The sequence below is a fragment of the Methylotenera mobilis 13 genome (genome assembly GCF_000384255.1).
GTDB lineage: Bacteria > Pseudomonadota > Gammaproteobacteria > Burkholderiales > Methylophilaceae > Methylotenera > Methylotenera mobilis_B.
In genome coordinates this window covers 2,287,239-2,298,741 of the sequence record NZ_KB913035.1, presented here as the reverse complement: position 1 = coordinate 2,298,741, position 11,503 = coordinate 2,287,239, and the positions used below count along the sequence as shown (strand labels likewise).

15 protein-coding genes are annotated in these 11,503 nt (G+C 43.0%); 8 read left to right on the top strand and 7 right to left on the bottom strand.

What is annotated here, in order from left to right; all coding sequences use genetic code 11:
* The first annotated feature begins 32 nt into the window (after positions 1–32).
* Entirely contained in the window at positions 33–371 is a 339-nt protein-coding gene (locus A391_RS0110910; protein ID WP_019899346.1) for a P-II family nitrogen regulator, read from the top strand.
* Between the two features lie 101 nt (positions 372–472).
* Positions 473–814, top strand: coding sequence for a DMT family protein (locus tag A391_RS0110905; protein WP_019899345.1), 342 nt, complete (start codon positions 473–475; stop codon positions 812–814).
* Positions 815–840: 26 nt separating this feature from the next.
* Here A391_RS0110905 and A391_RS0110900 read toward each other — a convergent pair whose 3' ends face one another.
* From A391_RS0110900 to A391_RS0110870, 7 genes are all read right to left on the bottom strand, one after another.
* Entirely contained in the window at positions 841–2,091 is a 1,251-nt protein-coding gene (locus tag A391_RS0110900) for a TIGR03862 family flavoprotein (protein WP_019899344.1), read from the bottom strand.
* Positions 2,092–2,222: 131 nt separating this feature from the next.
* On the bottom strand, positions 2,223–4,013 hold the full coding sequence (gene feoB / locus A391_RS0110895; RefSeq protein WP_019899343.1) for a ferrous iron transport protein B: 1,791 nt from the start codon (positions 4,011–4,013) through the stop codon (positions 2,223–2,225).
* Positions 4,014–4,023: 10 nt separating this feature from the next.
* Positions 4,024–4,251, bottom strand: a complete 228-nt coding sequence (locus A391_RS0110890; RefSeq protein ID WP_019899342.1) for a FeoA family protein — start codon at positions 4,249–4,251, stop codon at positions 4,024–4,026.
* Between the two features lie 145 nt (positions 4,252–4,396).
* Positions 4,397–5,185: a peptidylprolyl isomerase gene (locus tag A391_RS0110885; protein ID WP_019899341.1), complete on the bottom strand. Its 789-nt coding sequence runs from the start codon at positions 5,183–5,185 to the stop codon at positions 4,397–4,399.
* A gap of 66 nt (positions 5,186–5,251) precedes the next feature.
* Positions 5,252–5,506, bottom strand: coding sequence for a BolA family protein (locus A391_RS0110880; RefSeq protein WP_019899340.1), 255 nt, complete (start codon positions 5,504–5,506; stop codon positions 5,252–5,254).
* A 29-nt stretch (positions 5,507–5,535) separates the two neighbouring features.
* Entirely contained in the window at positions 5,536–5,835 is a 300-nt protein-coding gene (locus A391_RS0110875) for a YciI family protein (RefSeq protein ID WP_019899339.1), read from the bottom strand.
* Complete coding sequence (locus A391_RS0110870; protein WP_019899336.1) at positions 5,835–6,401, bottom strand: septation protein A; 567 nt, start codon at positions 6,399–6,401, stop codon at positions 5,835–5,837. Before A391_RS0110870 ends, A391_RS0110875 begins: the two co-directional genes overlap by 1 nt.
* Positions 6,402–6,651: 250 nt before the next feature.
* Here A391_RS0110870 and A391_RS0110865 point away from each other — a divergent pair, with 250 nt between their 5' ends.
* The 6 genes from A391_RS0110865 to scpB all read left to right on the top strand — a co-directional run bounded on the left by A391_RS0110865 (position 6,652) and on the right by scpB (position 11,501).
* Complete coding sequence (locus A391_RS0110865; protein WP_036316801.1) at positions 6,652–7,521, top strand: 3',5'-nucleoside bisphosphate phosphatase; 870 nt, start codon at positions 6,652–6,654, stop codon at positions 7,519–7,521.
* Between the two features lie 34 nt (positions 7,522–7,555).
* Positions 7,556–8,182 (top strand): L-threonylcarbamoyladenylate synthase, encoded by a 627-nt coding sequence (locus A391_RS0110860; RefSeq protein WP_019899334.1) that lies wholly within the window; start codon positions 7,556–7,558, stop codon positions 8,180–8,182.
* 84 nt (positions 8,183–8,266) lie between these two features.
* A complete protein-coding gene (locus tag A391_RS0110855) occupies positions 8,267–8,902 on the top strand; it encodes a site-2 protease family protein (protein ID WP_019899333.1) in 636 nt (211 codons plus the stop codon).
* 70 nt (positions 8,903–8,972) lie between these two features.
* Positions 8,973–10,175 (top strand): tryptophan--tRNA ligase, encoded by a 1,203-nt coding sequence (locus A391_RS0110850; RefSeq protein ID WP_019899332.1) that lies wholly within the window; start codon positions 8,973–8,975, stop codon positions 10,173–10,175.
* An 11-nt stretch (positions 10,176–10,186) separates the two neighbouring features.
* Positions 10,187–10,969 carry a segregation and condensation protein A gene (locus A391_RS0110845; protein ID WP_019899331.1) on the top strand — a complete coding sequence of 261 codons (783 nt, stop codon included), beginning with the start codon at positions 10,187–10,189 and terminating at the stop codon, positions 10,967–10,969.
* Positions 10,962–11,501, top strand: coding sequence for an SMC-Scp complex subunit ScpB (gene scpB / locus A391_RS0110840; protein ID WP_019899330.1), 540 nt, complete (start codon positions 10,962–10,964; stop codon positions 11,499–11,501). The genes A391_RS0110845 and scpB overlap by 8 nt, the downstream gene beginning before the upstream one ends.
* Positions 11,502–11,503: the final 2 nt, after the last annotated feature.

The window sequence follows — 11,503 nt, the reverse complement described above, 5'->3', positions numbered from 1 at the left end:
TAGAAACTAAATACTTTTAGGAGTTTGCTGGTATGAAAAAAATCGAAGCGATTATTAAGCCGTTTAAGTTGGATGAAGTGCGTGAGGCGCTTTCTGAAATTGGTGTAAATGGCTTAACAGTAACAGAGGTAAAAGGCTTTGGTCGCCAAAAGGGTCATACTGAACTGTACCGTGGTGCTGAGTATGTGGTTGATTTTTTACCTAAAATCAAACTTGAGCTAGTGGTAGCAGATGCCATTGTTGAGCCTGCGGTTGACGCTATTATTACTGCAGCCCATACCGGTAAAATTGGCGATGGCAAGATTTTTGTGAGTAACATAGAGCAAGTTGTGCGTATCAGAACAGGCGAAACAGGCGAAGCTGCAGTTTAGTGATTGATTGGGCATGGACACGTTTAAGATGCGACTATGCTGCACCAACGTGAGTAAACATGCCCTGCTTAGGCTAACTGAAATCTAGGTACTGCTAGCTTATGCCCGTTATTTTAAAAACAATCCTACTCCTCACCATTTCTAACGTATTTATGACGTTTGCATGGTATGCCCATCTAAAAAACCTGAATAATAAACCTTGGATAATTGCTGCACTCGTTAGTTGGGGTGTTGCCCTCCTTGAGTATTTGTTTCAGGTGCCGGCAAACCGTATAGGTTTTACTGTCATGTCGCTCGCGCAGCTTAAGATATTGCAAGAGGTGATTACTCTCAGCGTATTTGTTCCATTTGCAGTCTTTTATATGCAAGCGCCAATGAAGCTTGATTTCTTATGGGCGGGGCTTTGTTTGATGGCCGCTGTTTATTTTATGTTTCGAACATAACTGTTAGCTGCGCATAATGTACAAGGCTAATTGTTAGTTTTTAACCAGTCTATTACGCCCAAGCCAGCGCTGCGCCCAGATGCGAAGCACGCCGTCAGTAAATAGCCACCAGTGGGGGCTTCCCAATCTAACATTTCTCCAGCACAGAATACACCTGGTAATGCTTTTATCATTAGTTGCTCATTTAAGCATTCAAAATCAACACCGCCAGCACTGCTAATCGCTTCGTCAATGGGGCGTGCTGAAGTTAGCTTTAGTGGAAGGGATTTAATTGCGTTGCCTAGCTTAACCGGGTTCGTATAGTCCTCAGCTGATACCAGCTCTCTTAGTATGCCTGCTTTAATGCCTTTGACACCAAGCCTGCTTTGGAGGTGGCTTGATAGCGAGCGTGAGCCGCGAGGGTGACTCACATCAGCAAGTACCTGCTCTAATGGTCTGTCAGGTAGTAGATCTAAATAGATGGTCGCTTCGCCATAATTATCTATTGTGTTACGAATGTTCGCAGAGAGTGCATAAATTAAGCTACCTTCAATACCATGTGCTGTCACCATACATTCACCTGGTTTACGGTGATACTGACCGTGCTCATCAATCGTTGATACTGCGATAGTCTTAAGCGGTGATCCAGCATAACGAGAGGTGAAGTGTTCACTCCAATTGGTATTGAAGCCACAATTAGCAGGTTTTAATGCTGATACTGCTATCCCATGCTGATTAAATAACTTGACCCAAGCGCCGTCTGAGCCTAACCGTGCCCAGCTACCACCACCTAAAGCGAATACAACCGCATCGGCTTCATACGTTACTTCTCCATTTGGAGCGCTGAACTTTAGTTTACGATTGTCCCAACCGATCCAGCGGTGGCGCATATGAAAATTAACACCAGCTTCACGTAAACGATGTAACCAAGCGCGCAATAGCGGAGCGGCTTTCATGTCCGTTGGAAAAACACGACCAGAGGAGCCCACAAACGTGTTAATTCCAAGCGCATGTATCCACTGACGTAGTGCCTGTGGCTCCATGACGTTAAGGAGTGGGGCAATATGCGCTTGGCGGGTGCCATAGCGTGACAGGAAAGGAGTTGAAGCTTCTGAATGAGTGATATTCATACCACCTTTACCAGCCATCAGAAATTTACGCCCCACGGTAGGCATCGCATCGTATAGATCTACGTGGATACCTGCGAGGCTTAAGGTTTCTGCTGCCATTAAACCAGCAGGACCGCCGCCGATGATGGCAACTTTAGCAGGGTAAATAATATGAGATGGGTTGGTCACGATTTAATGCGGCTTAGGCTTGATTACTCATGCCACATTGTAAAGCTATGTCATGACTAGAGCTAGATTTTATGACGAGACAGTCTCAGGATTAGCCATCATGTTGATGGCTAATCCTGATTGTAGCGGCCTTAAAACCCGAGTAAACGCGCGCTTTGGTAAAAAGCAAAGCTGATAATCCACGCGAGGCCTAAAGACCAAACGATGGATAGCCACATAAAGGCAGCGCTTTTGGATTCATTTTTAATCGTTGCAATCGTAGATAGACACGGCGTATAAATCAACGTGAATAGCATAAAGCTCATCGCCTGAACCCAGTCGATTTGCGTTGCCATTTGTGCCATCAGTGCATCACCTTGCAAACCATATATGACGGCAAGTGCACCCACCACAATTTCTTTAGCAACAAAGCCAAAAATTAGTGCAATCGCAAGTTCATGATTAATGCCGATTGGGTCAAGTATTGGGGCAAAGAATACGCCGATTTGTCCAGCATAGGTCTCTACGCTTGCGGGAGCCACGTTGCTAGGGAAGTTAGTCAGCAACCATACTAGCACAACGCCAAATACGATAAATTTGCTCGCTCTATTAAGGAAGTGCTTCACTTCATGCCAGCCTCTTAGCACAATCTGGCGAGGGGTTGGGAAGCGATAAGGCGGCAATTCTAAAATAAAAGGCTCTGTATTTTTATATTGATTCTGGAATAAGACCGCCGTTAAAAACATGGTGAAGAAGCTCATCACGTATAGTGAAAATAGTACTAATGGTGCATAGCTTGGGCTAAATAACGCTGCGATCATAAAGATAAATACTTGCATTCTGGCTGAGCACAATGAAAGCGGGATAACGAGCATGGTGAGTAAGCGCATGCTACGAGAGCGCATGATTCTTGTGCCCATGATGGCTGGCACGTTACATCCGAAGCCCATGAGCATCATGACAAAACCACGGCCATCTAAGCCCATTTTTGCCATAATTGCATCCATTAGAAAAGCCGCGCGAGATAAGTAACCACTGTCTTCTACCATGGACATCACTAAGAAAAATAAAATAATGATGGGCACGAATGCTGCCACGGTAGCTACACCATTATAAACACCATCTAACATCAGCCCACTTAACCACTTAGGTGAATTGGCAAAGAGAGGATCTAGCAAGTCAGCACGAATCAAGTCTAACAACCAAGCTAGGCCATCTTGTATAGGTGCACCTACTGTAAAGATAAACTGAAACAGTAAAAACATGGCAACAAAAAAGAGTGGTAAACCGAACCATTTATGCAATAGCACTTTATCTATCTTGTCGGTTGTATCATCAGTCAGTGTTGCTGGAATTTGAACATGCTGCTGAATAAGCTCATGCATTTCATGCTCAATATCATGGTCTTCTTGAAGTAGCAAACTAATGCTTTGTGGGTTAGTCGTCGTACTTTGCTGATTGATAATAGACGTGGCAGCTTCTAATGCTTTTGGTAAACCATCACCATATTTTGCACTAATCTGGATAACCGGCAAACCTAGGGTTTGACTTAAACTTTCTGTATCAATCGTAATGCCCGCGCGCTTGGCTTCATCCGCCATATTTAGCGCTAGCACAATTGGAAAGCCCAGTTTTTTAATTTGTAATAACAGTGATAGCTGACGATCAATTTGCGTACTATTAAGCAATACCACCAATAAATTGACTGGATTGTTTGTGATGAAGTGCCTGACTACTTGTTCATCCTCTGAAAAGCCGTGAAGATCATAAATGCCAGGTAAATCAATCAGTTCGACAATATTGCCGCCTAGCAATATTTTTGCGCTCATTAAATCAACGGTGATGCCAGGCCAATTGCCTACGCGTGCAGAAGCACCGCTGATGCGATTAAATAGCGTGGATTTTCCAGTGTTCGGCATGCCGAGTAGCGCAATACGCTTCATCTTTTTAACTTTATATTGCGTTGATTTGAATGCGGTCGGCTTCTTTGACACGCAGTATGACATCTGTAGTGCCAAGGCGCACATGTAGTGGGCCGTTGAAGCTGGCGCGGCGCATGATGCTTAAAGGTTTTCCTACGCGAAAACCCAGCGCCGATAGGCGATGAAACAAAGATTCATCAGCTTCTATGGCAGAGATAATAGCTCGTTGTCCGGCTTTTAGTTGTGATAAAAATTGCATATAGTGATAATGATGCATTTTGTAGATGATAACAATTCTTATTATCGCATAATTTAAAGGAAAGTGCAGGTGACGACCAAAAAATAGCGAGTGTTATCTAAGAAATAAAGGCCCCATCACTGGAGCCTTTCAATTAAGCTTAGATTTATTTGCTAACGTCTATTTTTGCTTTGCTACGTAAGTCGCTCATGAGTTTTTCTAAGTTGCGTTGCTGCAGGTTTTTTTGTAAACCGTCTTTTAGTTTGTCATAAGCTAGCGGTTGAGCTGCGCGAGTATCAACCAGTTTGATAACATGCCAGCCAAATTGAGTTTGCACAGGCGTGTTTGAAGTCGCCCCTTTTTGCAAGTTAGCAACCACGTCGCTGAATGGCTTAACCATCGTAGCTGGAGAGAACCAACCTAAGTCACCACCTTTTTCTTTTGAGCCTGGATCCAAAGATTTTTCTTTTGCAATTTTTGCAAAGTCGCCACCCTTACCAAGTTGCGCAATAATATCTTTAGCTTCTGTTTCTGTTTTCACTAGAATATGACGAGCACTGTATTCTTTGTCGCCATAAGCAGTTTTGTATTTTTCGTAAGCGGCTTTTGTGTCAGCATCAGAAATAGGGTGTTTTTTAACATAGTCTTGTAAAAAAACGCTAGTAAGTAATTTGCGGCTTGCTAGTTCTTCGCGTGCAATATAATCAGCTTGTTTATCTAAGCCTAGTCTTTGGGCTTCTTGATACACAAGTTCAGAGCTGACAAGTTCATCAATAATGGCGGCTTTGGTATTTGCATCAACTTTTTGGCCGTTTGCAGTGACGTCTTTTACGATAACGTCATAGAGTGATTGTTTAACTTGCTTACCATTTACTGTTGCGACTGCATCTGCTGCGAAAGCTGATGGAGTCATTGATAGAATAGCAACGGCAATTAATGTTTGGGTGAATTTCATTAGTAAAGAATCCTTAAGTATTAAATTTTAGAGTATTAAATTTAGTTAACAAACTAGTCACGTATTCTAAATTTCATCTGTTGCAATTGCATGAATACTCAGTGCATGAACCTTGTGTGGTATTAAGTCAGCAAGCGCCTGATAAACAAGGCGATGACGCATTATCTGTGATTTACCACAAAAATGCGAGCTTGTGATATTGAGTTTGTAGTGACCGCCCCCGCCATTGCCTTTGTGGCCTGCGTGCTGAGCACTTTCATCTATTAAATCAACAGAGGTAGGCGCTAAAGCCTGTAGGCGGTTTTTAATTTCATCAATCATTGTGGATAAGTTATGTTCAATCTAGTTAGTTAGGGTAGTGTTTTTCTAAAAGGTTTCACTGTTACTTTGCCGTAAACGCCAGTAGCCACGAACGGGTCGTTGTTTGCCCATGTGGTTGCCTCTTCAATGCTTGCAAATTCAGCGACGATCAAACTTCCTGAGAACCCTGCAGGGCCTGGGTCGTTGCTATCAATACTTGGAAAAGGACCTGCGAGAAGCAATCGACCTGCATTTTGCAGTGTCTGCAATCTACTAAGATGTTCTGGCCTAGCGGCTAATCTTTTTTCTAAGCTGTTGGGAGTGTCTTCAGCAATGATGGCATACCACATTATTCAGCATCTCCATTTTTGTTCTCTATTGAGCTGTCCTCTTTTGGTAGGTATTTACTTATCATGATGGTTTGCACAATAATAAAGCCAAACATGATGCCGGTAATGCCGAAAAGCTTAAAGTTTACCCATGTATCTTGCGAGTAGTTAAATGCTACATATAGGTTAATAAAACCAAGTGCAGTGAAGAGTAGTGACCAAGCGATGTTGAGATTAGACCAGACATTGTCTGGTAGTTTGACTTGTTTTTCCATTAGGCTACGCATTGGATTCTTGTTAAAGATAAATTGAGACGCGAGTAATCCCGCTGCAAACAACCAATATAAGATGCTTGGTTTCCATTGAATAAATGTCGGGTCTTTAAGTAGCAACGTTGCGCCGCCAAACACGGTGATGATGACACCACTGAGTAATAGCATTTTTTCAACAACGCCATGTTTGATTTTGACATAAATAATTTGTGCGAGTGTTGCAACAATTGCCACTGCCGTTGCAGTGAAAATACCAAAAAATTTGAAAGCAACAAAAAACAAAATAACGGGAAATAAATCAAACAGAAACTTCATATTCACTCTTTAATAAAGGATGGCTTAAATAAAAGATAACTTAAATAAATGAAAATTTAGCATGCCTAGTTGCTAAGCTAGACGCTAAAACAAATCTAAAAACAATACTTTAGCCGAATGTGCTATTTTGCTATTATAGTTACTCATCTGCAAGGCGTAATTTTAATTGATTAAAATGCTAGATACGTCTTAGTGGTAGATGCTTTCTTAGGGGTTGAGCTGGCGCAAGTCGTTTATTACTAATCGTTTAATGATAGATTTACATTCACACTCCAATATTTCTGATGGTTTATTTTCTCCAACCGAGCTAGTTGCGCATGCGGCAGAACATGGCGTTAATGTGTTAGCGTTGACGGATCATGATGACATCAGTGGCTTGTCTGAGGCAAGTCAAGCTGCTCGCTTGCATGGTATCCAGTTGATTAACGGTGTGGAGATTTCTGTTACTTGGAAGAAACGCACGTTGCATATCGTAGGATTAAATATTGATGTGGATAATGAGGCGCTAAAGACGGAATTAGCTTCAGTGCGGCAAAGTAGGCTAGATAGAGCAAGACAGATGGCTTCGGGTTTAGAAAAATCTGGGATTCATGGCAGTTTTGAAGGGGCTTCAGCATATGCTAAACAAAGCATACTGACACGTATGCATTTTGCACGTTTTCTAGTGGAACATAAGTACGCTAAAGACCCTAAGTCTGTATTTAAAAAATATCTGGTAAAAGGCAAGCCTGGCTTTGTAGATCACCAATGGATGGATTTAGAATCAGCCGTTAGTTTGATTGTAAACGCTGGAGGTGTTGCTGTGTTGGCCCACCCTGGGCGCTATGATATACGGCGAACTAATATGTTATTGTTGCTTGAAGAGTTCAGAGCACTTGGTGGCTCGGCCATTGAGGTAGTGACTGGAAGCCACACTGCCGCACAGTATGTTGAGTATGCAAAATATGCGCAATTATTTGGTTTGAAAGCATCACAAGGTTCAGATTATCATGGTAAAGGCATTAGCTTTATGGAAATGGGTCGTCTGCCAGCCTTGCCAAGTGGCTGTGTTCCTGTATGGCATGATTGGGCGGATATTCAGAGTTTGACTAGTGTTCAAAAATTGCCAAATGTACAGTAATCGTAACGAATAAACAGATAGAAAATAGGGATACATGTCGCAATTTTTTAATATTAATTTGAGTAACCCTCAGCCACGTTTAATTGCACAAACTGCTGATATTTTGCGTAAAGGCGGTGTGATTGTTTACCCTACAGATTCTGGTTATGCGCTAGGATGTATGCTTGGGCATGCGGATGCGCAAATGCGTATACGTCAAATTCGTGCGGTAGATGATAAACATTTATTTACCTTAATGTGCCGAAACTTAAGTGAGCTAGGTAATTATGCGGTGGTAAGCAATAGTCAGTTTCGCCTCTTGAAAGCGAATACGCCAGGTGCTTATACGTTTATTTTAAATGCTACACGTGAAGTGCCCCGTAAATTGCAGCATCCTAAGCGCAGTACAATAGGCATCCGTGTGCCTGACCATCATGTAGTGCAAGCTTTGTTAGAGGCGATAGATACACCGATGCTAAGCATGACGCTAAGCCTGCCAAACGAGGAAGACACCTCGATGATGGTGCCATGGGAGATTCGTGAACGTCTGGAGCATGTCGTGGATTTGGTGATTGAAGTCGAGCATTGTGAAGCTGGCGCGACTACGGTGATTGATTTAACAGGGGATAGTCCTGTGCTGATTCGTGAAGGTTTGGGCGACCTAAGCCCATTTTCTTTTTAAAATGGATTGATTAGGCATTAGCTTGTTGGCGTTAATCGCTCTAGCTGATAAATGCCTGCTTAACAATTAAAGATAGAGCCGTTGATGGAATTAACGATAATACAAAAAATAGCGATTTATGCGTTACCCGTGATTTTTGCCATCACGGTGCACGAAGCCGCACATGGCTACGTGGCAAAGCATTTCGGAGATATGACTGCCTTTAATGCAGGGAGGATTACCCTTAATCCGATTAAACATATTGATCCTTTTGGTACGATTTTGCTACCGGCCCTCACCATTATGCTGGGTGGTATTTTATTCGGTTGGGCAAAACCTGTTCCTGTTGATTTTGGCCGCTTACGTAATCCTAAAAAAGATATGCTTTGGGTTGCAGCAGCAGGGCCAGCCTCAAACTTTGTAATGGCTGTGTTTTGGGTGTTGGCGCTTAAGTATTCTGTGTTTGCGCCAGAAGCAATTGCTAACCCTTTAGCGCTCATGGCTAAAGCTGGTGTTGCGATTAATGTCATCCTCATGGTGCTTAATTTACTACCTTTGCCGCCGCTGGATGGCGGTAGAATTGCGGTGAGCTTGCTCCCCTATCGTTATGCGCGACCTTTCGCTAATATTGAGCCGTATGGTTTTGTTATTTTGATTGTACTTTTATTTACTGGTGTACTAGGGAGCATATTGCAACCATTGATCGCTATTGTTAATGGCTTGCTGGTGAGTATTTTGTAGGTTTTGTATGATTGTTTTACAAGCATAGTTAGTATAATAAGCACATATTTATTTTAGGGTTTTTCATCACATGGCAATAGAACGCGTTTTATCGGGCATGCGCCCTACAGGAAATCTGCATTTAGGGCACTATAACGGTGTGTTGAAAAACTGGATACGCTTGCAGCATGAACATGAATGTTTGTTTTTTGTTGCCGATTGGCATGCTTTAACTACGCACTACGATACCCCTGAAGTGATTGAAGAGAGCGTGTGGGAAATGGTGATTGACTGGTTAGCTGCTGGGGTTGACCCTGCCAGTGCAACTATTTTTATTCAATCTCGCGTGCCTGAGCATGCTGAGCTGCATACATTGCTCTCAATGATTACCCCATTGAGCTGGCTAGAGCGCGTACCTACCTATAAAGATCAGCAAGAGAAATTATCAAGCAAAGATTTATCAACCTATGGCTTTTTAGGTTATCCATTACTGCAAAGTGCAGATATCTTGATCTATAAGGCAACACAAGTGCCTGTGGGTGAAGACCAAATCCCGCATATTGAATTTACACGTGAGATTGCACGTCGTTTTAATCATATTTATGGCAAAGAAAAAGGTTTTGAAGAGAAAGCAGAAGCTGCTATTAAAAAACTTGGCAGCAAACGTGGTTCGCTCTATCAGGAAATGCGTACCGCCTACCAACAAAGCGGTGATGAAGAGGCGTTAGAGACGGCACGTGCCATGATTCAAGAACAACAAGGCATGAGCATGGGCGATAAAGAGCGTTTGCTTGGTTACCTTGAGGGTGGCGGCAAGATGATTCTGATTGAACCTGATTACAAACTGACCCCTGCATCAAAAATGCCAGGGTTAGACGGTCAGAAAATGTCTAAATCTTACAACAACACGATTTCATTACGTGAAGATGTAGATAGTGTTGCTAAGAAAATCAAAACCATGCCGACTGACCCTGCACGTATTCGCCGTACGGATCCAGGTGACCCTGCAAAATGTCCTGTTTGGCAACTGCATGAAATTTACTCAGATAAGTCTACCCAGGATTGGGTGCAAACCGGCTGCAAAGGCGCTAGCATCGGTTGTATTGAATGTAAGGGGCCAGTGATTGAAGGCGTGTTAAAAGAGTTGAAACCGATTCAAGAGCGCGCTGCGGAATACGCTGAAGACCCAACACTGGTGAAAAATATCGTTGCTGATGGTTGTGAGCGTGCCAGAAAGCTTGCACGCGAAACCATGCGTGATGTGCGTGATGCTATGGGTTTAAATTACAACTAGCGCATACTGCTTTGATAGATACCCCACTCAATGCAAAAATCAAGGGTGAGGAATTTACGACCTTACCCAAGGATTTGTATATTCCACCTGATGCATTAGAGGTGTATTTAGACGCCTTTGAAGGGCCTCTGGATTTACTGCTGTATTTAATTCGCAAGCACAATTTAGATATTCTTGATATTCCAATGGCGGATTTAACTCGCCAATACATGGTGTATGTAGAGAAAATGCGTGCCATTAAGCTAGAGCTGGCTGGTGACTATTTACTCATGTCAGCGATGCTGATTGAAATTAAGTCACGCATGTTATTACCCAAGCCTACAGAAGTCTTGGAAGAGGATGACCCACGTGCTGAATTGGTGAGGCGCTTGATGGAGTATGAAGCAATTAAGCTTGTTGCGCAGCGATTAGATGAAATGCCTAAAGTCGGTGATGGCATTCATGTAGCTAGTGTTTATTTCCAGCATATCAGTTTGGTAAAACCACCAGAAGTAAGTTTAGATGACCTTGCCGAAGCATGGCGTAATGTCCTAAAACGGGCTAGCCATTTTCAGCATCACAAAGTTGGGCGTGCTGAACTTTCAGTGCGTGAGCATATGAGTATGATATTACGGCGCCTTAAATCTGACCGCATGCTTGAGTTTACTCAACTGTTTGATGTGGTGAATGACGGTATACCGAAGTTGGTTGTATGTTTTTTGGCAATATTAGAGCTTGCTCGTGAGGGGTTATTACGAATTACACAGCAACAGGCTTTTTCACCTATTTATGTGCAAATAAACGGCGATGAGTGAAACCAGTAATATTCGTGAATTGAAAAATGTACTCGAGGTAGCATTGCTTACCTCGCATCAGCCCTTGTCTTTAGATGATATGTTACGTTTGTTTGCTGAGCGTATGGAACGTGCAACCCTGCGTATGCTACTTGATGAGTTAAGGCAGGACTGGACAGAGCGTACCATGGAGTTAGTGCAGGTTGCTTCTGGGTATCGATTTCAGGCACGAGAAGAATATTCGATTTATCTCACACGACTTAATCCTGAAAAGCAGGCTAAGTATTCCCGTGCAGTGATGGAAACCCTAGCCATTATTGCTTATCGTCAGCCAGTCACGCGTGGGGATATTGAAGAGATTCGCGGAGTGACGGTCAACCCAAACGTCATGCGGCAGCTACAAGAGCGTGATTGGGTTGATGTGGTCGGTCAGCGCGAAGTGCCTGGGCGCCCATCTTTATACGCAACAACCAAACATTTTTTAGATGATTTTAACTTGCGCTCTTTAGCAGAGTTGCCCCCGATGGATGCTTTCGTGCAGGGCGAAATATAGTA

Excerpts from the sequence above, each read along its gene's own strand:
- scpB (WP_019899330.1), top strand. The coding sequence starts at position 10,962 with ATGAGTGAAACCAGTAATATTCGTGAATTGAAAAATGTACTCGAGGTA.
- A391_RS0110855 (WP_019899333.1), top strand. The coding sequence starts at position 8,267 with ATGGAATTAACGATAATACAAAAAATAGCGATTTATGCGTTACCCGTG.
- A391_RS0110880 (WP_019899340.1), bottom strand. The coding sequence starts at position 5,506 with ATGATTGATGAAATTAAAAACCGCCTACAGGCTTTAGCGCCTACCTCT.
- feoB (WP_019899343.1), bottom strand. The coding sequence starts at position 4,013 with ATGAAGCGTATTGCGCTACTCGGCATGCCGAACACTGGAAAATCCACG.
- A391_RS0110850 (WP_019899332.1), top strand. The coding sequence starts at position 8,973 with ATGGCAATAGAACGCGTTTTATCGGGCATGCGCCCTACAGGAAATCTG.
- A391_RS0110885 (WP_019899341.1), bottom strand. The coding sequence starts at position 5,185 with ATGAAATTCACCCAAACATTAATTGCCGTTGCTATTCTATCAATGACT.
- A391_RS0110865 (WP_036316801.1), top strand. The coding sequence starts at position 6,652 with ATGATAGATTTACATTCACACTCCAATATTTCTGATGGTTTATTTTCT.
- A391_RS0110905 (WP_019899345.1), top strand. The coding sequence starts at position 473 with ATGCCCGTTATTTTAAAAACAATCCTACTCCTCACCATTTCTAACGTA.
- A391_RS0110860 (WP_019899334.1), top strand. The coding sequence starts at position 7,556 with ATGTCGCAATTTTTTAATATTAATTTGAGTAACCCTCAGCCACGTTTA.
- A391_RS0110910 (WP_019899346.1), top strand. The coding sequence starts at position 33 with ATGAAAAAAATCGAAGCGATTATTAAGCCGTTTAAGTTGGATGAAGTG.
- A391_RS0110870 (WP_019899336.1), bottom strand. The coding sequence starts at position 6,401 with ATGAAGTTTCTGTTTGATTTATTTCCCGTTATTTTGTTTTTTGTTGCT.
- A391_RS0110890 (WP_019899342.1), bottom strand. The coding sequence starts at position 4,251 with ATGCAATTTTTATCACAACTAAAAGCCGGACAACGAGCTATTATCTCT.
- A391_RS0110875 (WP_019899339.1), bottom strand. The coding sequence starts at position 5,835 with ATGTGGTATGCCATCATTGCTGAAGACACTCCCAACAGCTTAGAAAAA.